The 24,433-nt window shown below is 64.9% G+C and carries 23 protein-coding genes; 19 read left to right on the top strand and 4 right to left on the bottom strand.

Annotation, left to right across the window (positions count from 1 at the left end):
• Positions 1-10 precede the first annotated feature (10 nt).
• From vnfK to G4223_RS03915, 13 genes are all read left to right on the top strand, one after another.
• Positions 11-1,399, top strand: a complete 1,389-nt coding sequence (gene vnfK / locus G4223_RS03975; RefSeq protein WP_163675319.1) for a V-containing nitrogenase subunit beta — start codon at positions 11-13, stop codon at positions 1,397-1,399.
• Between the two features lie 61 nt (positions 1,400-1,460).
• Complete coding sequence (locus G4223_RS03970) at positions 1,461-2,351, top strand: hypothetical protein (RefSeq protein WP_163675316.1); 891 nt, start codon at positions 1,461-1,463, stop codon at positions 2,349-2,351.
• Positions 2,352-2,362: 11 nt separating this feature from the next.
• Positions 2,363-2,845: a NifB/NifX family molybdenum-iron cluster-binding protein gene (locus G4223_RS03965; protein WP_163675313.1), complete on the top strand. Its 483-nt coding sequence runs from the start codon at positions 2,363-2,365 to the stop codon at positions 2,843-2,845.
• A gap of 4 nt (positions 2,846-2,849) precedes the next feature.
• Positions 2,850-3,656 (top strand): phosphonate ABC transporter, permease protein PhnE, encoded by an 807-nt coding sequence (gene phnE, locus G4223_RS03960; protein ID WP_163675310.1) that lies wholly within the window; start codon positions 2,850-2,852, stop codon positions 3,654-3,656.
• A gap of 292 nt (positions 3,657-3,948) precedes the next feature.
• Positions 3,949-6,135 carry a TonB-dependent siderophore receptor gene (locus G4223_RS03955; protein ID WP_163675306.1) on the top strand — a complete coding sequence of 729 codons (2,187 nt, stop codon included), beginning with the start codon at positions 3,949-3,951 and terminating at the stop codon, positions 6,133-6,135.
• 5 nt (positions 6,136-6,140) lie between these two features.
• Entirely contained in the window at positions 6,141-7,184 is a 1,044-nt protein-coding gene (locus G4223_RS03950) for a FecCD family ABC transporter permease (RefSeq protein ID WP_205762367.1), read from the top strand.
• A complete protein-coding gene (locus G4223_RS03945; protein ID WP_241003935.1) occupies positions 7,181-7,993 on the top strand; it encodes an ABC transporter ATP-binding protein in 813 nt (270 codons plus the stop codon). The genes G4223_RS03950 and G4223_RS03945 overlap by 4 nt, the downstream gene beginning before the upstream one ends.
• Positions 7,978-9,018 (top strand): ABC transporter substrate-binding protein, encoded by a 1,041-nt coding sequence (locus tag G4223_RS03940; protein ID WP_163675301.1) that lies wholly within the window; start codon positions 7,978-7,980, stop codon positions 9,016-9,018. Before G4223_RS03945 ends, G4223_RS03940 begins: the two co-directional genes overlap by 16 nt.
• Positions 9,019-9,035: 17 nt before the next feature.
• Positions 9,036-10,340, top strand: a complete 1,305-nt coding sequence (locus G4223_RS03935) for a nitrogenase component 1 (RefSeq protein WP_163675298.1) — start codon at positions 9,036-9,038, stop codon at positions 10,338-10,340.
• Positions 10,337-10,969, top strand: a complete 633-nt coding sequence (locus G4223_RS19870) for an energy transducer TonB (RefSeq protein ID WP_163675295.1) — start codon at positions 10,337-10,339, stop codon at positions 10,967-10,969. The genes G4223_RS03935 and G4223_RS19870 overlap by 4 nt, the downstream gene beginning before the upstream one ends.
• 4 nt (positions 10,970-10,973) lie before the next feature.
• Entirely contained in the window at positions 10,974-11,687 is a 714-nt protein-coding gene (locus tag G4223_RS03925) for a MotA/TolQ/ExbB proton channel family protein (RefSeq protein ID WP_163675293.1), read from the top strand.
• A 2-nt stretch (positions 11,688-11,689) separates the two neighbouring features.
• Complete coding sequence (locus tag G4223_RS03920; RefSeq protein ID WP_163675289.1) at positions 11,690-12,106, top strand: ExbD/TolR family protein; 417 nt, start codon at positions 11,690-11,692, stop codon at positions 12,104-12,106.
• A 6-nt stretch (positions 12,107-12,112) separates the two neighbouring features.
• Entirely contained in the window at positions 12,113-12,517 is a 405-nt protein-coding gene (locus tag G4223_RS03915) for an ExbD/TolR family protein (RefSeq protein ID WP_163675286.1), read from the top strand.
• A 43-nt stretch (positions 12,518-12,560) separates the two neighbouring features.
• On the opposite strand, the gene thiS is transcribed toward G4223_RS03915, so the two are convergent.
• Both thiS and G4223_RS03905 read right to left on the bottom strand, forming a co-directional pair.
• Positions 12,561-13,547, bottom strand: coding sequence for a sulfur carrier protein ThiS (gene thiS, locus G4223_RS03910; RefSeq protein WP_163675284.1), 987 nt, complete (start codon positions 13,545-13,547; stop codon positions 12,561-12,563).
• 94 nt (positions 13,548-13,641) lie between these two features.
• Positions 13,642-14,406 (bottom strand): DUF748 domain-containing protein, encoded by a 765-nt coding sequence (locus G4223_RS03905; protein WP_163675281.1) that lies wholly within the window; start codon positions 14,404-14,406, stop codon positions 13,642-13,644.
• Positions 14,407-14,583: 177 nt separating this feature from the next.
• On the opposite strand from G4223_RS03905, the gene aroQ reads away from it, so the two are divergent.
• From aroQ to G4223_RS03880, 5 genes are all read left to right on the top strand, one after another.
• A complete protein-coding gene (gene aroQ, locus G4223_RS03900) occupies positions 14,584-15,030 on the top strand; it encodes a type II 3-dehydroquinate dehydratase (RefSeq protein WP_163675278.1) in 447 nt (148 codons plus the stop codon).
• A gap of 8 nt (positions 15,031-15,038) precedes the next feature.
• Entirely contained in the window at positions 15,039-15,494 is a 456-nt protein-coding gene (gene accB / locus G4223_RS03895) for an acetyl-CoA carboxylase biotin carboxyl carrier protein (RefSeq protein ID WP_163675275.1), read from the top strand.
• Between the two features lie 8 nt (positions 15,495-15,502).
• Positions 15,503-16,846, top strand: coding sequence for an acetyl-CoA carboxylase biotin carboxylase subunit (accC, locus tag G4223_RS03890; protein WP_163675272.1), 1,344 nt, complete (start codon positions 15,503-15,505; stop codon positions 16,844-16,846).
• Between the two features lie 567 nt (positions 16,847-17,413).
• Positions 17,414-18,544 carry a type III PLP-dependent enzyme gene (locus G4223_RS03885; protein ID WP_163675269.1) on the top strand — a complete coding sequence of 377 codons (1,131 nt, stop codon included), beginning with the start codon at positions 17,414-17,416 and terminating at the stop codon, positions 18,542-18,544.
• A 308-nt stretch (positions 18,545-18,852) separates the two neighbouring features.
• Positions 18,853-20,526, top strand: coding sequence for a flagellar hook-basal body complex protein (locus tag G4223_RS03880; RefSeq protein WP_163675266.1), 1,674 nt, complete (start codon positions 18,853-18,855; stop codon positions 20,524-20,526).
• 74 nt (positions 20,527-20,600) lie between these two features.
• On the opposite strand, the gene G4223_RS03875 is transcribed toward G4223_RS03880, so the two are convergent.
• Both G4223_RS03875 and G4223_RS03870 read right to left on the bottom strand, forming a co-directional pair.
• Positions 20,601-21,386 (bottom strand): DsbA family protein, encoded by a 786-nt coding sequence (locus tag G4223_RS03875; RefSeq protein ID WP_163675263.1) that lies wholly within the window; start codon positions 21,384-21,386, stop codon positions 20,601-20,603.
• A gap of 82 nt (positions 21,387-21,468) precedes the next feature.
• Positions 21,469-22,830 carry a M48 family metalloprotease gene (locus G4223_RS03870; protein ID WP_163675260.1) on the bottom strand — a complete coding sequence of 454 codons (1,362 nt, stop codon included), beginning with the start codon at positions 22,828-22,830 and terminating at the stop codon, positions 21,469-21,471.
• Between G4223_RS03870 and G4223_RS03865 the strand changes: the two genes are divergently transcribed.
• Positions 22,823-24,430 (top strand): gamma-glutamyltransferase, encoded by a 1,608-nt coding sequence (locus tag G4223_RS03865; protein WP_163675257.1) that lies wholly within the window; start codon positions 22,823-22,825, stop codon positions 24,428-24,430. The two genes, G4223_RS03870 and G4223_RS03865, sit on opposite strands and share 8 nt — an antisense overlap.
• Positions 24,431-24,433: the final 3 nt, after the last annotated feature.

Genomic DNA, 24,433 nt, shown 5'->3' with positions numbered 1-24,433 from the left:
AAGACACGCCATGGGTTGCGAAATCTCCAACAAGGAGCGGGCAGGCGTCATCAACCCGATGTACGACTGCCAGCCGGCCGGCGCCCAGTATGCGGGCATCGGTGTCAAGGACTGCATTCCGCTGGTCCACGGCGGCCAGGGCTGCACCATGTTCGTGCGCCTGTTGTTCGCCCAGCATTTCAAGGAGAACTTCGACATCGCCTCGACCTCGCTGCACGAGGATTCGGCGGTGTTCGGCGGTCACCAGCGCATCCAGGACGGCGTCATGACGCTGGCCCGGCGCTATCCCGAGCTGCGGGTGATCCCGGTGATCACCACCTGCTCGACCGAGGTCATCGGCGACGACGTCGAAGGCAACATCTCCGCCTGCAACCGGATGCTGAAGGAAGAGTTTCCGGGCCGTAAGATCCATGTGGTCCCGGTTCACACCCCCAGCTTCAAGTCGAGCCAGGTGGGCGGCTATTCCGAGTGCATGCAATCCATCTTCAAGACCATCACCACCGCCAAGGTGGCGCCGACCGGCAAGCTCAATCTGTTCCCCGGTTGGGTCAATCCCGGCGACGTGGCCTTGCTCAAGCGCTATATGGGCGAAATGGGAATCGACGCCACGGTGTTCATGGACACCGAAAGCTTCGACAGCCCGATGATGCCGGACAAGTCCATCAGCACCTACGGCAACACCACGGTCGAGGACATCCAGGCGGCGTCCGGCGCTTCGGCCTCGGTGGCCCTGGCCCGTTACGAGGGGGCGACCACCGCCAATTACCTGCAACAGGAATTCGAGGTTCCGGCGACCATTGTCGGCACCCCTTACGGCATCGGCAACACCGACGCCATGCTTCAGGCCATCAGCCGGATCACCGGCAAGTCGATCCCGGAAAGCCTGGTCAAGGAACGCGGCGTCGCCATCGATGCGTTGCAGGACCTGGCGCACATGTTCTTCGCCAACAAGAAGGTGGCGCTGTTCGGCCATCCCGATCTGGTGATCGGTCTGGCTCAGTTCTGTCTTGAGGTGGAGTTGGAGCCGGTGCTGCTTTTGCTTGGCGACGACAACAGCAAGTACAAGAAGGATCCCCGCATCCTGGACCTCAAGGCCAAGTGCACCTGGGACATGGAAGTGGTGTGCAACGCCGACCTGTGGGAACTGGAAAAGCGGGTCAAGGACCCGGCCTACAAGATCGACCTGATCATGGGGCATTCCAAGGGCCGCTATGTGGGCATCTACAACAACGTGCCCATGGTCCGCGTCGGCTTCCCCACCTTCGATCGGGCCGGCCTTTACCGTAAGCCGACCATGGGCTACGCGGGCGCCATGGAACTGGGCGAGGCCATCGCCAACACCTTGTTCACCCACATGGAGTACAACAAGGACCGCGAGTGGCTCTTGAACACCTGGTAGGCGCCGTTCCTGGGGGCCGGCGGCGGCCGGCCCCCGATCCGCTTGCGAAAGGGTTCGATCCATGGATCTGTTCGATGACCTTGCGGCCGGGCTGTACGCCCTGGCCGGCGACCGGCCGCGCCGTACCGAATACCGGCAGGTCGAGCTTTACACCAAGAAGAAGGCCCTGAGCTTCGCCGATCCGGCACCTCGTTCCCCGGCGGTGGGATTGGTGGCGCGGGCGTTGTGGGCGTCGTCGCTGTTGGACATGGCGCTTGAGAGCCGGTGTCCCGAAGCCCAGAACAAGAGCGGCTGGCAGAAATACCAGAGCCTGCCGCGCAAGACCCCGTCCGAAAAGGTGGCCGGCGAATTGTTCCGCATGCTGCGCGTGGTGCGCGCGGTGGCGGTGCACCGTCACGGCCATATCGAATTCGACGACGGCATCGTCCGTGTCAACGGCGCCATCGACCTTGTGGCGCTGTCCTTGGAAATCACGCCGGCCGGCCTGGGGCTGTTGGAGGCGGCGGCGGCCTATTATCTGGAATCCGCCGGCCAGCCTTATCCCGACGCTTATGTGGACGCGATGATGCTGCAATACCTGGCCGACATCGTGGCCGAGGTGAAGCGTTTCGCCGACGAGGACCGTATCCTTTACCAGTACAAGCCGGCGTTCTTCTTCAACCGGCATTTCCGTTTCGATTGCGACAATCCCAAGATTCAGATCGCGGACGGCCGCATCGCCTTCGAGGTCGGCGCCCTGCATCGCGACCCGGCGCGCACGCCCATCGATTTCTACGTGGTCTATGACCGCGCTCTCTACATCGTACCGGTCGAGGCGTTGCGCGACTTTGCCCTGCCGCTGGACGAGTTGCCGCGTTGGCGGGCCCGTCTGGACGACGGCCTGACCCTGCCGGCCGAGTTTCGCCAGCGTTTCGGGCGCGAGGTCAACGTGCCCGGCCTGCCCATGACCTGAGGGGACTCGCGATGAACGACACCCATTTGCGTATCGCCATCACCACCAACAGCCTGGTCGCGCTCGACGCCAATTTCGTCGCCGCCCGGCAGATGGTGTTCTACGACGTGTCGCGCGACGCTTCGGAATTCGTCGACGTGGTGCACTTCTCGCGCTCGGGCAAGGCCAAGAAGGGGCCGGGCGGCGGGAAGGGCTGTGTCATGGACGACATGGAAGACGACGACGGCACCGGTTTCGACCCCATGACCGAACGGGTGGCGTCCTTGGCCGATTGTTCGGTGCTGTTCACCATGGGGCTGTCCGATCTGGCGGCGGTGCGGGTTCACGCCATCAAGGTGTTTCCGGTCAAGTCCGAGAAATCCCGCTCCATCGACGAGGTCATCGCCAACGTCCAGCACATGATGCGCGACACTCCGCCGCTGTGGCTGCGTCGTCTGTTGCGCGACAAGGACGGCAACCGCATCGGCGTCAGCCTGGATTTGCAGGAGGAATGAGGTCATGACCGACCGCGTGGGCATGGTTCTGGCCGCCGGGCGGCGGTCGTTGCGACACAACGCCCTGGGTTCGGCCATGGGGGTGGGGGTCATCATGTTGGCGTTCGCCTATGCCGGGGTGTTCGACCCGGCCCGTTATCGCGGGGCGCTGACCACCATCCTGACCTTGGCCGGCGACGCCACGCCGCCTGATTTCAGCCGGTGGACCAAATGGGGCAAGCCGCTGGTGGAAACCCTGGCCATGAGCATTGCCGGAACCGTGCTGGGCGGTCTGATCGCCCTGCCGCTGGCGGGGGTGGCGGCACGGAACGTGGCGCCCAATTGGGCGGGCGAGCCGGTACGCCTGTTGCTCAATGCCATGCGGTCGATCCCCGGCCTGATCTGGGGGGTGCTGTTCGTTGCCGCCGTCGGCTTTGGCCCGTTGCCCGGCATCTTCGCCCTGGCCGCCCATTCCACCGGCGTATTGGGCAAGTTCTATTCGGAAATCTTCGAACATGTGGACCGGGCTCCCGGCAACGCCCTGCGTGCCCATGGCGTGTCGCCCTTGGGGGTGTTCCGCTTTGGCGTCTGGCCGCAGGTACTGCCGCGTCTGATGGATGCCACCATCTATCGATGGGAACACAACGTGCGCGCCGCCACCACGCTGGGGGTGGTCGGAGCGGGGGGATTGGGGTTGGAGATCGTCACCGCCTTTCACCTGTTCGAATATCGCGAGGCCGCCGCCCTGGTGCTGGTGTTGTTGGCCATGGTCACTCTCCTGAACGGTGCCAGTGCGTTCATCCGCAAGCGGTTTGTCAGTCAGAATCGATGAAAAACATGGTTCTTTTGTGTGACTTATTCTCTTGTATATGGGGTTATGGTTGTGATGTGCGGGAATTTTACAAAAATGAACTTTCAACGAAATGGTATTTATTGCTAACGGTTCTTATTAATGCTTGACGTGTGCGGAAAATATGGCAAACGATATGGGCAGGATTTTTTCCTGAGTAAAAAATCCTATCTCCCTGGCCTGGCGCCTTTGGCGAAAACCGGGCGGAGCACGGCCTGAGCCGGTTCTTCAATCGTTACCGACCACGCCTTGGCGTGGCGCGATGGAGCCCGGCATGCGCCCCCAATCCGTTTCCCGATCCTTTGCCCTGACCGCCGGCACCGCCATGTCCCTGGTGTTGTCCGCCTTCTCTCCGGCCGCCGCGCAGACGGCTTCCTCCGAAACCGAAGCGACCGCCGAAGTGGTGGTCACCGATCAGCAGGAAACGCCCGAAGGCAGCGTTGAAAACGGCTATCGCTACGACGCCGGCAATTTGGGGCCGCTGGGCAAGACCTCGCTTCAGGACACGCCCTATTCGCTGCACGTCACCTCGGGTGAGATGATGCGCAACCGCGAAGCCCACACCCTGGAAGAAGCGCTGAAACCCAATCCGACCGTGGCCTCGCTGCTTAATTCCAACGGTATCAACTCGCTGACCCGCATGATGATCCGCGGCTTCACCGCGGCCGATGGCGGCGAGTTGCGTGACGGTCTGGTGGATCGCAGTTTCACCTTCCCGCCTATGGAAATCGTCGACCGCATCGAGGTGCTGAACGGTTTCAACGGCTTCCTCTACGGCTTCTCGGCACCGGGCGGCACCATCAACTATGTCAGCAAGATGCCGACAGAAAAGACCCTGACCAGCGCCACGGCGGGTGTCTATGGCGGCGGCATCGGCTATGTCCACGCCGACCTGGGCGGCAAGGTGGCGAGCACTGGAAACCGGCTGGGCTATCGTTTCAACGCCTACCGTGAAAACGGCAGCACTTTCATCGACGGCGGCGAACAGGACCGCGCCCTGGTGTCGGGCGTGTTGACCTATCAATTGGCCCCCGACACCGTGGTTCGTGCCGACATGTGGCACCAGGACTACAAGGTGCAGGGCCTGAGCACCTATTTCCGTCCCAACGGCGGCAACTGGTCGGGCACCGGCATTCGCGTGCCCGACGCCAAGGATCTTGACCCGTCCACCCAGTACACTCAGCCCTGGACCTACAACCAATCGGAAAAGACGGTGGTGGGGACCGGCCTGGACAGCAAGTTGAACGACACGTTCACCCTGCGCACCGGCTATCGTTACGCCACCATGTGGCGCCGCGACACCTATGTGAACGCGGTCTTGCTGGACAATTCGGGCAATTACAGCGAAGTCGCCAACATCGAGCCGACGCAGAGCGAGCAATACCACTCGGCCTATGCCTTGATGGACGCCAAGTTCGGCACGTTCGGCATCGGCCACGAAGTGACCTTCGGCTATACCGGCACCGACATGTACTACAAGCGGGCCAACAAGAACACCCAGACTCTCGGCAACGCCTCGTTCTCAAGCCAGCCCAGCTATTCCCTGTCCGCCACCGCCTATACCTTCGCCCCGAACAACAATTTTCAGCAAACCTACAACAATAATTATCTGTTGGGCGACACCCTGACCCTGAACGAGCAATGGAAGCTGCTGCTGGGCATCACCCATGCCCGTTACGATCAGCATGCCTGGGGCCGCGGCACCACCATCAGCACCTCGAACTACAAGGCCGAGGCCAACACTCCCAGTGTCGGCGTGGTGTTCAAGCCGGTTCCCGAGGCTTCCCTCTATGCTTCCTACGTGGAGGCCTTGCAGCAAGGCGACAGCACCTCGGACGCCACCGCTGTCAACGCCAACCAGGTTTTGCCGCCTTCCATCAGCAAGCAATACGAAACCGGCGTCAAAGCCCGCATCGGCGAAATGGACCTGACCGGCGCCTTGTTCCATATCGACAAGGTCAACGCCGGGATCGACCCGTCGGACCACATGTACAAACAGGACGGGCGCGAAATTCATCAGGGGCTTGAAGTCACCGCCATCGGCAAGTTGACCGACCGGTTGACCCTGGGCGGCGGCTTCACGGTGATGGATGCCCACATCGAAAAGGCCCAGGCGGCCCCGGCCACCAAAGGCAAGACCCCGATCAACGTGCCGGAAGAGATGGCCCGGTTGTGGGTGGAATACGCCTTGCCGTTCGTTCCCGACCTGAGCGTGACCGGCGGCATGAATTATTACGGCGAACGTCCGGTGGACAGCCTGAACACCCAGTACATGGACGGCGCCACCATCTTCGATGCCGGCTTGCGTTACACCCCCGAACTCTACGGCCACCCCGTCACCGTCAACCTGAATGTCAGCAACGTGTTCGACACCGCCTACTGGGCCTATTACCGCAGTTCCGACGGTCTGGTGCTGGGGGCGCCACGGGTGTTTTCCCTGTCGGTGCGGACCGAGTGGTAAGGGCCATGGCCGCCGCTTCGCCGCTTGTGGCCGTTCGGGGGCGGGTGCTGATGCGCCCGCTGGGGGTGGCGGCCGTTCTGGCGGCCGTCTTCCTGGCCTCGTTCCTGGTCGGCCGCTATCCGGTGGCTCCGCATACGGTGGTCGCCATCCTGGCGGCCAAGCTGGTGCCGCTGACGCCGTTCTGGCCGTCGCAGGCGGAAACGGTGGTGTGGGCCATCCGTCTGCCGCGCATCCTGGCGGCAATGGCGGTGGGGGCGGCGCTGTCGGCTTCGGGTGCCGCCTTCCAGGGGGTGTTCCGCAATCCCATGGTTTCCCCCGACCTGTTGGGGGTGGCGGCCGGGGCCGGATTCGGTGCCGCCTTGGGCATCCTGTCGGGCATGGGCGGCGGCGGTGTCCAGTTCTGCGCCTTCGGCGGCGGTCTGGTGGCGGTGGCGGCGACCTATGGGATCGGTGCCGGCGACCGCAGCGGCGGCGTCCTGACCCTGGTCCTGGCCGGCATCATCGTCGGCACCGTGGCTTCAGCCGGCATCGCCTTCACCAAATACGTGGCCGATCCGCACAACACCTTGCCGGCCATCACCTTCTGGCTGATGGGCAGTCTGGCCTCGGTGTCGCTGCGCGATCTCGGTGTTGCCGCCTTGCCCATGGCCGCCGGCCTGTTGCCGTTGCTGGGGCTGCGCTGGCGTCTCAACCTCTTGACCTTCGGCGACGAGGAGGCCCGCGCCCTGGGCGTGGACGTCATCCGGCTGCGGGCAATCGTCATCGTCGCCGCGACCCTGATGACCGCCTCGGCGGTGGCGTTGGCCGGCATCATCGGGTTGGTCGGGTTGATCGTCCCCCATCTGGTCCGGCTGTTGGTGGGGCCGGATTACCGGGTTCTGCTGCCGACCAGCACGGTTTTGGGTGCCGCTTTCCTGTTGGTGGTGGACGATCTGGCTCGGGTCCTGACAGCGGGCGAGGTGCCGCTGGGCATCCTGACCTCGCTGGTCGGCGCTCCGGTCTTCCTGATCCTGTTGCGCAACGGAGCCAAGGGATGGACACGGTCATGATCCCCCCGCTCGTGGAATTGGACGGCGTCACCTGCGGCTATGGCGGCCGGGCGGTGCTGCGTCACGTCAACCTGATCGTCCGTGGTGGCGAGGTTCTGTGTCTGCTTGGTCCCAACGGCATCGGCAAGACCACGCTGTTCAAAACCATGCTGCGGCTGCAACCGCCGTTGGCGGGGGTCGTCAAGGTTCGCGGCCATGACGTGGCGCGCTGGCCGGCCACGCGGCTGGCGACCGAGATGGGATATGTCCCCCAGGCCCATTCTCCGCCGTTTCCTTTCTCGGTGCTGGACGTGGTGACCATGGGACGGGCCGCCCACCTTGGTCCTTTCGCCCAACCATCGCGCCGCGACGTCGACTTGGCGCGGGCCGCCCTGGACGACATGGGGGTCGGCACCTTGGCCGGACGGGCCTATACCGAGATCAGCGGCGGCGAGCGCCAGTTGACGCTGATTGCCCGTGCCCTGGCCCAGCAGCCGGCGGTGCTGGTGATGGACGAGCCGACGTCCAACCTGGATTTCGGCAACCAGATCCTGGTGCTGGAACGCATCCGCGCCCTGGCCGCCGACAAGGGCATGGCGGTGGTGCTGACCACCCACGATCCCAATCACGCCCTGTGCTACGCCGACCGCGTCGCCTGTCTGGAGCGCTCCGGGCGGTTGCGGGTCGGAACGCCGGCCGCCATGGTGACCGAGGATTACCTGCGGCTGACCTATGGGGTCGCCACCCGTCTGGTGGCGGTGGACGAACGCCGCCGCCTGTGCCTGCCGCTGGGGCGGGAGGAGGGGGGGACGTCATGCGCCGTCTGCTGATCCTTTTGACGGTGCTTGCCGCTCCGGCCTGGGGACGCGAGATCGAGGACATGGCCGGCCGGGTGGTGTCGGTGCCCGACCACGCCGACCGCGTCGCCTGTCTGGAGGTGCTGTGCTATCCCAAGATGCTGATGTTGGGGGCCGCCGACCGGGTGGTGCTGATGACCGACAACGCCGCCCCCTGGCTGGTCGCCACCAACCCGGCCGCCGCCGCCATTCCGCGTGTCGGAGCCGAGGTCAACATGGAAGAAGTGTTGGCCCGTGGCGCCCAATTGGCCTTTTTCCGGTATGCGCCCGAACGGACGCGGGCCAAGCTGGCGGAACTGGGGGTTCCCGCCCTGTTGTCGCAGCCGCTGAGCCATGCCCGCCCCGACGGCCAGGGATTCGCCGACGAGGCCAAGGCCATGGTGCGGCTGTTCGGCAAGGCGCTGGGCGGCGAGGCCGAACGGCGGGCCGAGGAATGGTGCGCCTATTTCGACGAGCGGGTGCGTTTCGTCGCCGGACGGGTCGCCAAGGTGCCGCCCGCGCGGCGCACCCGGCTTTATTACGTGCGCGGTCCCCAGGCGCTGAGCACCCAGGGGCGTGGCAGCTACACCTATGGCGCCGGATTGCTGGCCGGGGCCGACATGGTGGTGGGGCGGGCGTCCCTGGCCGACAAGGGCGGCGTGTCCATGGAGGACATGCTGGGCTGGGATCCCGAGGTCATCCTGGTGGGGCGCCAGTATCCGCTGGAACTGGTGCTGGACGATCCGCGCTGGAAAGACGTCGCGGCGGTACGCTCGGGGCGCGTCCATTCCACCCCGGAAGGGGTGTTTTATTGGGATGGCGGCCCGGAAAACGTTCTGCTGATGCAGTTCATGGCCAAGCTGCTCTATCCCGACCTGTTCCGCGATTTCGACCTGGCCGCCGAGGTGAAGGCCTATTACGCCCGTTTCTACCGCGTGACCCTGTCCGATGGCGACGTGAGCCAGTTGTTGCAGGGCCGTTCGCCCGACGGCAGCCGCCGCAACCCCATGAACAACTGACGGGAAGGGGGGGAACGGTGACGAGTGGCAAGTGTCGTAAGATGGCTTCGGGCGGATGCGCCTTTCGCGGCGCCAAGATGGCGTTGCAGCCCATCGCCGACGCCGTGCATCTGGTGCATGGTCCGGTGACCTGTCAGGGCTTGGCCTGGGAGGTGCGGCCGACCCCAGGGTCCGGCCCCGACCACCATCGCCACGCCATGGCGACCGATCTGCGCGAGATGGATGTCATCGGCGGCGGCGAGGCCCGGCTGCAAGCGGCGGTGGCGGCGGTCGTCGCCGCCCGCGATCCGGCTGGGGTGTTCGTGTACCAGACCTGTGTCCCGGCCATGGTCGGCGACGACGTCCACGGCCTGTGCCGCCGTCTCAGCCGGCAATTCCACCGCCCGGTGGTGGCGGTGGACGTTCCCGGCTTTGCCGGCGGTCGCGACACCGGCGCGGATGCCGCGGGTCGGGTTCTGTTGGATCAGGTGATCGGCACCCGCGAACCGGAACACACCACCACCACCGACGTCGTGCTGATCGGTGAATACAACGTCGCCGGCGAGGTGTGGCAGGCCACGGGACTGTTGCGGGCCCTGGGTATCCGGGTGCTGGCCTCGATCCCCGGCGATGGCCGGATCGGCGCCATCGCCACCGCCCATCGGGCGCGAGCCGCCGTCACCTTGTGCTCACAGGCCATGGGCGGATTGGCCGAAGGGTTATGGGAACGCCATGGCGTCCCCTTCGTACAGGGCAGTTTCTATGGCATGGGCAATATCGCGGCCACCTTGCGTGCGCTTTGCCACCTGCTGGCCGACCGGGGTGGTCCCACCGATTTGCCGGCCCGTGCCGATTCCTTGGTCGCCGCCCTTGAGGCCAGCACCCGGACGCGGCTGCGGCCTTTGCTCGCCGATCTGCGGGGGCGCCGTGCCCTGTTGCTGGCCGGCGGCATCAAGACCTGGGCGTTGGCCGGCGCCTTGCGGGAACTGGGAATGGAGGTGGCGGGCAGCACGCTGCGCAAGGCCTCGGACGAGGATTGCCGCCGTGCCGTCCGCTTGCTGGGCGAGGAGTGTGTTCGGGGCGGCGGCGCCGACTCCCAGGTCGAGGCCGAACTGGCCGGTGGGGGCGTTGACGTGGTTCTGGGGTCGGATGGCTTGCGTCACCTGGCCTTTCGCACCGGAATCCCGTGGGTCGATGTTACCCACGGCCGCCGCGTCGCCCTGTCCGGCTATGACGGCATGGTCAATCTGGGGGGCGAGATCCGGCGCGCCTTGCGCCATCCCTTGCGCCGCCCCGGCGGCGTGGCCGCGCCCTGGCACCGGGCGCGGGGCGGTGGAGCATGAGACGTTGGCGCTGGGCGGTGTTGGCCGGAATTTGTGGTCTGCATGCGGCGGCCGTGGCGGCGCTGGCCCCCGGTCGCGACACGGTGCCACCAAAGGTCACCTTGCCCGTTCTGGAAGCGCGGCTGATCGCTGAGCCCGAGCCAGCCTCCCCAGCCCCGGCGCCTGTCGTCGAGCCGCCGCCCAAGCCGACAATACGCCCCCCAAAGCCGCGATCCCGGCCGCGCTCCGCCGCGATGCCGTCACCTTCGCCATCTCCGGCATCTGTTTTGCCCTCCGCCGAAGCAAGTGCCGCGCCTGCGGTCGCCGCCGCACCCACAATCGCGCCCGCCGCCGTGCCCAGTGTCGCGTCCCGGCCGATACGGCGTGAACCGGCGGCCATCTCTTGCCGCATACCGGCCTATCCGGCGGACGCCAGGCGGCGGCATGAAACCGGCGTGGTGACGCTGGCGCTGTTGATTGACGAGGACGGCGGGGTCGCCGACCGGCGCCTGGAAGCGTCAAGCGGTTCGGAAAGCCTGGATCAGGCGGCTTTGTCCGCCCTGTCGCGCTGTCGCTTTTCGCCCGGTACGGCGGACGGCCGTCCCCGGCAGGCCTGGGTACGGTTGCGTTATGTCTGGAAACTGGAGTGATGCCATGATCTCGCAGGAATTCTCGACCAGTCTGCCCGAATTGTGGGCCCAAGGGGACGTGGTCGCCCGCGCCACCCTGGCGCTGTTGCTGCTTATGTCGGTGACCTCGTGGACCGTGCTGGTGGTCAAGCTGGTGGAACAGGTCCGCCTGCTGCGACAGTCCCGACAAGCCATGGCGGCCCTGGGCAATTGTCTGTCGTTGGAGGCGCTGCCCGAGGACGGGCTGTTTTTCGCCATTGCCCAAAGCGGTCTGGAGGCGTTGCGCCGCCATGACGGCGCCACCATCGAACTGGACCGCAATGCAATGTTGTCGTTGGGTCTGAACCGGGCGTTGGCCCGATCCTTGGGGCGATTGCAAGGGGGGCTGGCGGCTTTGGCGACCATCGCCTCCACCGCGCCCTTCGTCGGCCTGTTCGGCACGGTGTGGGGCATCCACCATGCATTGACAGCCATCGGCCGTTCGGGGCAGGCGGCCATCGACAAGGTGGCCGGTCCGGTGGGCGAGGCGCTGGTGATGACCGCCTTGGGGTTGGCGGTGGCGGTCCCCGCCGTGCTGGCCTACAACTGGCTCAATCGGCGCAACAAAATTGCCGGGGACAGTCTGCGCGACTTCACCGCCGGGGCCCATGTCCTGTTGCTGGCCGGGCGGGTGAGCGAACGGGCCGAACCGGGGCAACGCCCGGCCGTCGCGCCGGTTCTGGCGTCGCGGACAGCCTGATCATGGCCGTGTCTGTTCCGCCCGACGACGGCGACGATGACGAGGCGGTGATGGTGGACATCAACACCACACCGCTGGTGGACGTGATGTTGGTCCTGTTGATCATCTTCCTGATCACCGTGCCGGTGATCAGCGTCGGCGTGCCGGTCAACCTGCCACGGGAACAGGCCGCGCCGTTGCTGGGGGATGCCGGGACCGTGATCCTCAGCCTGGATGGCGACGGGCGGCTCTTTTGGGACGATACGCCGTTGTCCGGGTTCGAGGAATTGCAAGACCGGCTTCGTCTGGTGGCCGCGGCCCATCCGGCGATCCAATTGCGCGGCGATGCCGACTTGCCGTTCGCCGCCGTGGCCAAAATCATGGATGCATGCCGCCAAGCCGGGTTGACCCGGCTGGGGTTCGTGCTGCGACCGGAGTGACGCCCGATGGAAGGTTATTTCCGGGACGACGACGGGGGGGCTTCTCCCGACATCAACACCACGCCGCTGATCGACGTGTTGCTGGTGTTGCTGGTCATGCTGATCGTCACCATTCCCGTTCCATTGCACAGCCTGTCCACCGCGTTGCCGTCGGACAGCGCGGCGGTGCCGCCGAAACAACCGCCGGTGCGGCTGACGCTGGACGCCGACGGCACTTTGTTTTGGAACGGCGAAAGGTTGGACAATGCGGACGGTTTGGACCTGCGCCTTGCGCAACTGGCCGCTCAAGGCGAGCCGCCGGCCCTCTATCTCCGTGTCCATGACGCGGTTCGCTACGGCCGGACCATGACGGTGATGGCGTCCATCCAACGCCACGGATTGCACGACGTCAACTTGCTGACCAATCCCTGAAATCCCGCCCGTGGCGTTTGCCGCGGGCGGGGGACCGGGTGGGTCAGATCAGGCCGGCCAGGGGCGAGCTGGGGTCGGCGTACAGCTTCCGCGGCATGCGCCCGGCCTGATAGGCCAGGCGGCCGGCCTCGATGGCCAGCTTCATGGCGCGGGCCATCTTGATCGGGTCCTTGGCCTGGGCGATGGCGGTGTTCATCAAGACGCCGTCGCATCCCAGTTCCATGGCCACCGCGGCGTCGGACGCGGTGCCGACGCCGGCATCGACCAACACCGGAACGGCGACGCTTTCCTTGATCAGGCGGACGTTGATGGGGTTGACGATGCCCAGGCCCGAACCGATCAGCGAGCCCAACGGCATGATGGCCACGCATCCCATCTGTTCCAGGGTCTTGGCCTGGATCGGATCGTCCGAGCAATAAACCATGACCTTGAAGCCGTCCTGGATCAGCGCCTCGGCGGCCTTCAGCGTCTCGGGCATGTTGGGATAAAGGGTCTTCTGATCGCCCAGGACCTCAAGCTTGACCAGATCCCAGCCGCCGGCCTCGCGCGCGAGGCGCAGGGTGCGCACCGCGTCGTCGGCGGTGTAGCAGCCGGCGGTGTTGGGCAGGAAGGTGTATTTCTTGGGGCTGACGTAATCCACCAGCATGGGCTGGCTGGGATCGGTCAGATTGACGCGGCGTACCGCGACGGTGACGATTTCGGCGCCCGATGCCTCGATGGCTCGCGCGGTCTCCTCGAAATCTTTGTACTTGCCGGTGCCGACCAACAGGCGCGAATGGAACTTGCGCCCGGCGACCTCGAAGAAATCATCTTCCATGAAATGCTCTCCTGAACCGCCACCAATGAAGTGCACCACCTCGAGACGGTCGCCGTCGCCGACCGTCACCGCGTCGTAGGTGGATTTGGGAACGATCTCCAGATTGCGCTCGACCGCCACCTTGCGGGGGTCGATGCCCAATTGACGCAACAGCGCCTCGACGCTCATGGGCGCGTCGAAAACGCGCTCCTCGCCGTTGATCCTGACCTTCATGAAATCCTCGAAAAACCAGCCCAAGGACATATCTGGGTCGGGAGTATGGGGCGCAGGATGCGGCATTGCAACGCCGCATCCTTTGATCCTCGGCTTACTTGCCGAACATGCCCTTCAGCGCATCGCTCGTGCCGCTGGGCACCACGCCCCCGGCCTTCTTGGCGACGCCATCGACCAGATTGCCGACGCCCAGGTTCTTGGCGCTCTTGACGGCGCTCTTGGCGACCGCGTCCAGCAATTGTTCGGCCACTTCGGAGGCGGAGGCGCCACCCGACTTGCGGCCGATGCCGGTCAGCACGATGTCGCCCATCTTGGCGCTGCTTTGCACGTCGGGCAGGGCGGTGGCAAGGCGAACCGTGCCGTTGGTGAGCGCCAGCCGGTCGATGACCAGCTTCTTTTCCTCGCCACCGGAAGAGGAGGACGAAGAAGAAGCCTCTCCGCCGGATTTCCCGCCCTTGCCGGCGATGTTGGCTTGGATGACGTCGAGATTGCTGCCTTTTTCACCCAGTTCCACGGTTATCTCGGGCGAGGCGACCGTGATGTCCTTGATGACCACTGGATTGCCGGTGACCGAGCCGGTGTCGATGGCGACGGCGATTTCGCCGAAGCTCATGGCCTTGGGGGTGGTGAAGCCCTTGGGATTGCCGACAGCCAGACCCTTGATCGAAGCCTTGCCGTCGCTGAGCGAAATCTTGACCTCGGATACGGTGACCGGAACGCCGGCGACCTCGCTTCCCACTTTCTCGATGGCGGTTTTCACCAAGCTGTCGAGCGACGAAAAGACGAAGACGGCGATTCCCACCACCAACGCCAACACCACGGCGGCGGCACCGCCGCCAATGATTGCCACCTTGCGCATGATCATCTCCCCGAATGAAGTCGCAGCCCAAATGACGCGGCGGCAAGTGTGCCACGGCCGGGCCACGGGGGCTACCCCGCAGGGATGCCGCCATGCGATCAATGTGTGGGAAACAATATTTCGTAGCTCTCAGGTTCCCGTTGCGCCGGACCTAGCGCCGCCGTATAAGAATGCCCCATGGCGAACCCCATCATCCTGATCGTCAACGGCCCCAACCTCAACATGCTCGGCAAGCGCCAGCCCGAGGTTTATGGCCGTGAAACGCTGGCCGACATCGAGGCGGCATGCATCCGCCACGCGGGTCTGGCCGGACTGGACGTGGAGTTTCGCCAATCCAACCACGAGGGCGACCTGGTGGATTGGATCCAGGGGGCACGGGAACGGGCGGCCGGCATCGTCATCAATGCCGGGGCCTATACCCACACTTCGATCGCCATCCTCGACGCGCTTTTGTCCGCCGAGGTTCCGTGTGTCGAGGTGCATTTGTCCAACATCCACCAGCGGGAAGATTTCCGCCACCATTCCTTCGTGTCCAAGGCGGCCAAGGGGATGATCTGCGGCTTCGGAAGCCACGGCTACATTCTGGCGATTGACGCGCTGGCGCGCCTGATCAGGGGAAGTTGAAGAGGCACATGGCCACCAAATCCATCGATTCCGAAACGGTGCGCGAACTCGCGCACCTGCTCGACGAAACCAACCTTACCGAGATCGAATACGATACCGGTTCGGTTCGTATCCGCGTTGCTCGCCAGGGCCTGCCCATGGCCGTCCACCACGCCATCCCGGCGGCGCCCGCCGTTGCCGCCGCGCCTGTCGCCCAGCCGGCGGCAGCCGTCCCCGACGACGCCAGCCATCCCGGCGCGGTGACGTCGCCCATGGTCGGTGTCGCCTATCTGGCGCCCGAGCCCGGCGCGGCCAAGTTCATCGACGTCGGCGCCTCGGTTTCCGAGGGCCAGACCCTGATGCTGATCGAGGCGATGAAGACCTTCAACCCGATCCGCGCCCCGCGCGGCGGCAAGGTTACCCGTCTCCTGGTCAGCGACGGCCAGCCGGTCGAATTCGGCGAGCCCCTGGTCATTATCGAATAGGGACTCGCATGTTCGAGAAGGTCCTGATCGCCAATCGCGGCGAAATCGCTCTGCGTATCCATCGCGCCTGCCGTGAGATGGGCATCCGCACGGTGGCCGTGCACTCCACAGCCGACAACGACGCCATGCACGTGCGTCTTGCCGACGAGGCGGTGTGCATCGGTCCGCCGTCCGGCAAGGACTCGTACCTCAACAAGGCGGCGATCCTGTCGGCGGCGACCATCACCGGGGCGGACGCCATCCATCCCGGTTACGGCTTCCTGTCGGAAAACGCCGACTTCGCCGCCATGGTCGAAGAACACGGCTTCACCTTCATCGGCCCCAGCCCGGACCACATCCGCATGATGGGCGACAAGATCACCGCCAAGCAGGCGGTGAAGTCGGCCGGCATCCCGTGTGTTCCGGGGTCCGAAGGGGCGCTGGACACCGATCAGGACGCGCTCGAATGCGCCGAGAGCATCGGTTATCCAGTGTTGATCAAGGCCACCGCCGGTGGCGGCGGCAAGGGCATGAAGGTGGCCCGCAACGCCGATGAACTGCGCGAGGCGTTCCGTCTGGCCCGCAACGAGGCCAAGGCGGCGTTCGGCAATCCCGACGTCTATATGGAAAAGTATCTCGGCAAGCCCCGGCACATCGAGATGCAGGTCCTGGCCGACAATTACGGCAACGTGGTGCATCTGGGCGAGCGCGACTGCTCGCTTCAGCGTCGCCACCAGAAGGTTCTGGAAGAGGCGCCGTCGCCGGCTCTTTCCCCGGAACAGCGTATCGCCATCGGCGAGACCACCCGCACGGCCATCGCCAAGCTGGGCTATCGCAACGCCGGCACCATCGAATATCTGTACGAGGACGGGAAGTTCTATTTCATCGAAATGAACACCCGCCTTCAGGTCGAGCATCCGGTCACCGAGGCCGTCACCGGCATCGATCTGGTGCGCGAGCAGATCCGTATCGCCGCTGGCGAGACCCTGGGCTACGAACAGCAGGACGTGGTGTTCCAGGGGCATGCCATCGAATGCCGCGTCAACGCCGAGGATGCGGTGACCTTCACCCCGTCGCCGGGGCGCGTGGTCGGCTACCATGCTCCTGGCGGTCTGGGCGTTCGTGTCGATTCGGCGCTTTACGCCGGGTACCGTATTCCGCCCCATTACGACAGCATGATCGCCAAGCTGATCGTGTCGGGAAAGAACCGGAACGAAGCCCTGATGCGGCTGCGCCGCGCCTTGGGCGAATATGTCATCGACGGGGTCAAGACCACCTTGCCGTTGCATGTCCGTCTGGTGGGGGATGCCGAATTCTGTGACGGCAATTACGACATCCACTGGCTGGAAAAGTGGGTGGCGAGCCATAATTGAGGCGGTTTCGCGCGGGGGCGGCATCCGTCCCCGCGCGGCCGTTTTCTCGTTGATCCAATCGTTTCGCGCGACCACATCCGGTCGCGTTTTTTGTTTCCGCCGCCCCCAACCGCTTGATGAAAACCGGGTGGATGCCGCAGGCGCGAAAAAAGAATCGGTCCGCGTGAATTATCTCTTTTCATTCCCTGAAAACGGCGTATATAGCGCCGTCATACGAGACGTACAGCGCACGTGCCTCTGGCCCTCAAGCGGTTTAAGCAACGACGTCCAAGGCGTCTTCTGGGTGCAAGCGGGGTGAAAGCCCTCGGTGCTTAGAGGAACTGGCTATGAACGTGGTGGCTCGGCACATGCTGTCGATGGACTCCCATCCCCTGTTTTCCAAAGGGTTCCGCCCGCGGCAGGCCTATACCCTGCTGTGGCGTGACGTCCGAAGTACCTTCCGGCGGATCTGACAACGTCCCGAAGTGTTGTCGCCTGACCTGATCGTCGCCCGTGTGGCGGCGGCAAGGGCTTTTGTCTGCTTTGTTCGTTCCGGGCGTCGCCCGGACAGCCGGAGGATGTTTCGCGATGACCGCGAAGATTGTGCGTTTCCTGGAAGAAGTCCGCCCCGTCACCCCCTGCGTCGTGGTCGACCTTGACGTGGTGCGTGAAAACTATCTGGGTTTGCGTCACTGGTTGCCGTTGGCCGAGGTTTATTACGCGGTCAAGGCCAATCCGGCGCCCGAGATCGTGCGCATGCTGGCCGAAATGGGCTCGTCCTTCGACGTCGCCTCGCGCGGCGAGATCGACCTGTGCCTGGCCAATGGCGTTCGGGCCGACAACATCTCGTTCGGCAACACCATCAAGAAACAGTCGGACATCGCCTACGCCTATGACAAAGGCGTGCGCCTTTACGCCTTCGATTCGCTGTGCGAACTGGAAAAGCTGGCGCAATCGGCGCCCGGTTCGCGCGTGTTCTGCCGCATTCTCATGACCTGTGACGGCGCCGAGTGGCCGCTGTCGCGCAAGTTCGGCTGTGAGGTGGAAATGGCCCGCGACCTTTTGGTCAAGGCCCGCGAGATGGGGCTTGATCCCTATGGCGTGTCGTTCCACGTCGGCTCGCAACAGACCGACCTGCGGCAATGGGACATCGCGGTGGGCAAGGTGGCCATGCTGTTCACCGCGCTTGACGAAGCCGGCATCGAATTGCGCATGGTCAACATGGGCGGTGGTTTCCCCGCCCAGTACCGCACCAACATTCCCGCCGTCGAGCAATATGCCGACGCGGTGATGACCGCCATGACCAACCATTTCGGCAATGCCTTGCCGGCCATGATCATCGAGCCGGGGCGTTCGCTGGTTGGCGACGCCGGCATCTTGGAAACCGAGGTGGTGCTGATCTCGCAAAAAGGCTACGACGACGACACCCGCTGGGTCTATCTGGATATCGGCAAGTTCGGCGGCTTGGCCGAAACCATGGACGAGGCCATCAAGTACCGTATCCTGACCCCTCACGACGGCAGCGAGACGGCGCCGGTCATCCTGGCCGGTCCCACCTGTGATTCGGCCGACATCCTTTATGAAAAGGCCGGTTACGAAATGCCGGTCGGGCTGCGCGTCGGCGACAAGGTGCGCATCCTGTCCACCGGGGCCTACACCACGTCCTACTCGGCGGTGAACTTCAACGGCTTCGCGCCCTTGAAGGCCTACTTCATCTAAGCGGGCCTGTGGCGGCGGCCTGCGCCCCGCCGGGGGGCCGAGCAAGCCTGTGGAAGGGGACGCGGAAAAATCCGCGTCCCCTTCGTCTTTTGTGCGCCCGGATTGCGTCCGGCATCCGTATCACCGTCACGGGGTGGAATGTGGGAAGAACTTGCCGGGGGCGCTGGGGAATTTCCGCCCACTGGGCCGTCCTTGCCGAGGTCGAAACCCGCTAACTGTTTGGAAATACAGGGATCCTCTTTTGGCACGCCGCCTGCATCTCCGGATGTCGGGATAGTTTGCGTTCGGTGGGCCAAAGGAGGCACGCGATGTTGTGGGGCGCGTTCAACAACGCTAGTGCGGCGATGCAGGTGTTCACGACCGATCTGGGATCGATCAGTCAGAACATCGCCAACGTCAACACCACCGGCTACAAACGCCAGGAAATGATGTTCTCGACCGTGATGTCGGAACATAAGGCGACGCCGACCAGCTACCTGAACGGGCTGAACATCTTCAGCGTCCAGGCCACCCAGCGCAACCTGATCGACGCCCAGGGCGTGATCACGCCGTCCACCACCTGGAGCGACCTGGCCATCAACGGCCAGGGATTCTTCATGGTGGCGCGTCCCACGGCGGGCACGGCGGCGACCACCGCCGCGACGGCCGGGGCGGGGGCGACCAACGTTCCCACCAGTTTCAGCACCGACGATCCCGGCTCCGTTCTTTATACCCGCGCCGGCGCCTGGAGCCGCGCTTATGGCCCAGACACCGATCCCACCCTGGCGCGCTCCTATTTCCTGAGCGGCGACGGCTCGTACCTTCTGGGCTGGATGGCCGACGACACCGGAACCATTCCCGCCAATGCCACGTTGCAGCCGGTCTATACCCTGACGGCGCGCCCCATCGCCAACAATGGCACGGCGGCGGTGGACGCAACCAGCACCTCGGACCCGACAGCCATCACCATGCCGGGGCGTGCCACCACCACCGCCAGCATCATCGCCAATTTGCCGCGCGATTCTTCCGTTGGCGGTAATAGCTCGACGCTGACGGTACAAGACGCCTTGGGGAACGACCAGACGGTCACCCTGACCTGGGAGCGGACAGGCGCCTACACCTACACCGTCATTCCCTCGACCTCGCATGGCACTTTCCCGGCCGGTACCGCGTGGGACGTGGAGGTGGATTCCACCGGCGCGGTGATCTCGCCGACCTCCGATCCGACGGTCGACATCGACTGGGACGCCACCGGCGGCGGTGCCACGACCTTCGGCACTGCCGTTTCCGTCAGTTCCCCGCCGACGCGGGGCGACGTCCACAACATTCCGATTTCCGTCTTCGACGAGAACTACACCGAGCATACGGTGACGTTGAGGTTCGAGCGAACCGGCAACAATCAATGGTACATGTTCGCCGATGCCGGCACCGACGCCACCGCCACGCCGGACCCGGTCGAGGTGACGTTCGACGGCAACGGCAAGATGATCTCGCCGGCCGACGGTCTTTTCAACGGTTCGTTCTCGTGGACTTCGGGAACAGAAACGGGTTCGGCGACGGTCGATTTCGACATGAGCGCCATCTCGCAATACGACGACGACGATCTTTTCATCAAGACCACCAGCCAGGACGGCTATGCCCGCGGTACCCTTCTCAGCACCACGTTCAACGAACAGGGCGAATTGCGGGGGTATTACGACAACGGCCGCACCCGGACCCTGTTCAAGGTGCCGGTCGCCAATTTCGTCGCGGACAATGCGTTGGAAGCCGTTTCCGGCACGATGTTCCGCCGTACTGCGGCAGCCGGAGAGTTGACCGTTTCCGCCATCGAGGACGCGCCGGGGGCCTCCAGCTTCGCGACCTCGTCGCTCGAGAACTCGACCGTCGAGGTCGAGGACGAGTTCACCCGCATGATCATGACGCAAAAGGCCTACAGCATGAATTCCAAGGTGTTCCAGACGGCCGACGACATGACGACGGTGGTGCGGGACCTGAAACGCTAGGCTGTTCGCGCCGGCTCAATGAAAAAGGGGGATCCGCGTCGGCGGATCCCCCTTTCGTTTGGCCGTAACGGCGTTTATTGCAGCTTGCCGCCGTTGCGGGTGATCTTGATCAACTGGCTGAACACCTGACCCTCGACCGCGCCGGACAAGGTCCGGGCCGCCTGACCACCGGCACCGGCGACGATGAAGCTGGGGGTCGAGGAAATGTCCAACGCGTGCGCCAGCTCGACGTTCTTCTTGAGCTGGGCGGCGATTTCGGGCGCCATCATTTCCTTCTTGATCTGGTCGACGTTGGCACCGGCCTCGCCCGCCAGACGGAAGATGGTCTTTTCATCCAGCTTGCCGCGGAACTTCATGAAGGCGCGGTGCACTTCCTCGTACTTGCCTTGTTTCTTGGCGGCCAGGGCGACGCGGGCGGCCGTCACCGAATCCTCGGACAGGATCGGCATTTCCTTGAAGACGACCCGGCTCTTTTCGTCGGCCTTGACCGCTTCCAGCATGGGGTCGAGCACCACCTTGCAATAGGGGCAGTTGTAGTCGAAGAACTCGACCACCACCACGTCGCCCTTGGCGTTGCCGACCGTCGGATCGTCCTTGGCGTTGAAGATCTCGTCCTTGCGGGCCTCGATGGCCTTTTGGGCTTCGACCTCGGCCTGGGCGCGCATCTTCTCGCGCAGGGCCTCGATGGCGTCGCCGATCACCTCGGGGTGCTCCATCAGGTAGACCTGGACGATCTTGCGGATGTCTTCGGTCTGCTGCTTGTTGAAGCTGGTCTGGTCTTCCTGGGCGCGGGCGGCGGGAACGGCCACGGCAAGGCCCAGAAGAAGGGCGCCGAAGGCGGCAAAGGACTTGCGGATCATCGGGGATGGAACTCCATTCGCGAAAGCCGGGGCATATTGGCTGATCGGGGGGCCGGGGACAAGCCCCCCGATGGTGCGGCGTTCAGCGCCGGGGTTGCTGTTTCTGGGCTTGGGCGGCGCGTTCCTTGATGTCTTGTATCCGCAGCCAGATGGAACCGGTGTGGGGCAACAGCCGTTCGGCCTTGCCCGCGTGGTAGGCGGCGTCCGAGGCCCGGCCTTCGAGCAAGGTCTGTTCGGCCATGGCATAGGCGGCCATGCCTTCCTCGCCGAGCCGGTTGTACGTGATGCCCAAAAGACGCCAGGCGCTGTGGTTTTCGGGCTCGCTTTGCAGCGCCTTGTTGAGTTGGGCTTTCGCGTCCTCCAGAAGGGACGGGTCTTCCTGTTCCACCTCGACCTGGGCCAGACCGATGCGCAACAGCGCGTTGTCGGGCAACAGCGACACCGCCTGACGATAGGGCTCCAGCGCTTCGATGCCGCGGCCGTTCTCGAACAGCATCTGGCCTTTCAGTTCCCAGAAATAGGGGTCTTTGGGCCGTTCGGCGATCAGCCCGTCGATCAGCGGCAAAGCGGTGTCCATGTCCGGCTTGCGATAGGCGGCGATGGCCCGCGCGTACCGCGAATCCAGGCTGTTGTCGTTTTCCTTGTACCGCTGGAGGGTGCGCACCGGCGATTCCAGGAAGGCGAACAGCTTGGCCCGCATGCGCTTGTGCATTTCGATGAATTCGGGGCTGTCGGGATTGTTGCTGTAAGGCGAGCTGGCCACGTGCTCGCGCACGTTGGCGACACGGTCACGGGTCAGGGGGTGGGTGCGCACATAGGGGTCCTGGCGGGTCGACACCAGCAATTCCTGGTCGCCCAGGATCTCGAAGAACTCAAGGAAGCCCTTGGCCGATTGCCGGGTGGTATCGAGGAAGGAAAGCGCCGCCTGATCGGCCGAGCCTTCCTGGGTGCGCGAGAATGCCATCAGGTTGCGGGTGGCGATTTCCTGGCTGCCCATCATCACCGCCGAACCCAGGTCGCCGCGGCCCGAGGCGGCGCCCAACGCCGCGCCCAGCAGCATGCCCATCACCGCCTCGGTCGCGGCGTTGCCCACCGCGTCCTGGATGCGGATCAGATGGCCGCCGGAAATGTGGCCGGTTTCGTGGGCGATGACGCCGATCAACTGGCTGGGACGTTCGGAACGGATCAACAGGCCGGTGTGAAAGAACATGTTCTGTCCGCCGGCGACGAAGGCGTTCAGGGTGGGATCCACCAGAAGATGGATGCGGACCGCGTCCGGGTCCAGGCCGGCCGCCTGGAACAGTGGCGTCGCGTAAGCTCGGATGGTATTTTCCACCTCCGCGTCGCGAATGAAGCTCCGCCTAGCGGTTTGCTGAGCCGTAGCGGGGACGGGCGCGACCAGCGTCAGCACCAGGGTTGCCAGAAGGAACAAGCGTGTGAACAAGAGCCTTACTCCGTCGGTCGGTCGTCTGTCTCGCCGCGCCGCTTGCGCGGTTTCCCTGCTGGCCCTGCTGGCCGGATGCGGCGAAAGCAAGCCGGTGGGCACCATCGGTTACGTCAGCGGTTTCGGCGGCATGGTCGCCGCCGACGAACCCCGCGCAGTGCTGGCTGCCCGCGACATTCTGTCCGCCGGCGGCACCGCCGCCGACGCTGCGGTGGTCGCCTATTTCACGATGGCGGTGACCCAGCCGTCAACAGCCAGTCTTGGCGGTGGCGGTGTCTGCGTGGTTTACGACAAGGACAAGAAACGCGCCGAAGTTGTCGATTTCATGGCGCCGCCGTCGGCCGCCGTGTCCATGTCCCGCAATCCCAGCGCCGTGCCGGGCAACGTGCGTGGATTTTATGCCTTACACGCGTTCTACGGCAAGTTCCGGTGGGAACAATTGCTGTCGGGGCCAGAATACATGGCGCGATCCGGCATCCCGGTATCGCGCGCCTTCGCCGCCGACGTTGCCCGCGCCGCGCCGTTGCTGGCGGCGGACCCCGCGGCACGTCAGGTGTTCCTGCCCGGTGGACGGCCCTTGGCCGAGGGGCAGAATTTCCAGCAATACGATCTCGCCGCCTTGCTGGGCCGCCTGCGCCGTGGGGCGGGCGAATTCTATTCCGGCCCGCTGGCCCGCGATCTGGTCCAGGCGGTGGCCCAGGCCGGCGGTTCGCTGACCATCGACGACCTGCGTGACTTCCGCCCGCTCATGCGCGACGGGATCCAGGTCGAGATCGGTTCCGAGACGGCGATCTTCCCCCCGCCGCCGGCGGTGGCGGGCGGTGTCGGCGCCACCATCGCCGCCGAAGTGGCCGACCGCTGGGGAAGCGCCGCCGCCGATGAAAAGCCCCACCTGTTGGCGGAAGCGGCCGCGCGGGCCTTTTCCGACCGGTCGCGCTGGATGTTGCCGCACGGCTGGCCCAACGATCAGGCCGGCAACCTGGGCAGCAAGGAACTGGCCGACAAGCTGATGGCCGGATACAACCCGGCCAAGCACCAGCCGGTCGAGGCGGCCAAGCCAACGGACGCCATTCCCGCCGCCAGTCTGGCGGTCATGGATTCCTATGGCAACGCCGTGGCGTGCAACGTCACCACCTATGGTCTGTTCGGCAACGGCCGCATGGCGCCGGGCACCGGCATGATGCTGGCCGCCGTGCCCGGCCTGTCCAGCGGTCCCGGTTCGGTCGGACCGGTGGTGGTGGTCAACCTGCCGACGCGAGAGGTGCGTTTCGTGGCGGCCGCCAGCGGCGGCGTGACCTCGCCCACCGCCCTGGTTCAGACCATGATGGGGAACCTCGTGGACAAGATGCCGCTCGAGGCGGCGGTGGCCCAGCCGCGTGTTCACCATTCCGGCGCTCCCGATTTCGTTTTCGTCGAGAACGGCGAGCGGGCGTTCGATCCGGCGCCGCTGGCGTCGCGTGGGCACGAGGTCAAGGCGGTGGCCATTCCCAGCCGCGTCCAGGCTCTGGCCTGCGGTTCCGGGTCCCCGGATTTCAAGAAGTGTTCGGTGAGCAGCGATCCACGCGGTTATGGCCTGGGTGTCATTGTCGGCAAGGATTGACGG

It is taken from the genome of Magnetospirillum aberrantis SpK (assembly GCF_011022235.1).
GTDB classification, from domain to species: domain Bacteria; phylum Pseudomonadota; class Alphaproteobacteria; order Rhodospirillales; family Magnetospirillaceae; genus Magnetospirillum; species Magnetospirillum aberrantis.
This window is presented reverse-complemented; position numbering and strand designations above follow the sequence as displayed.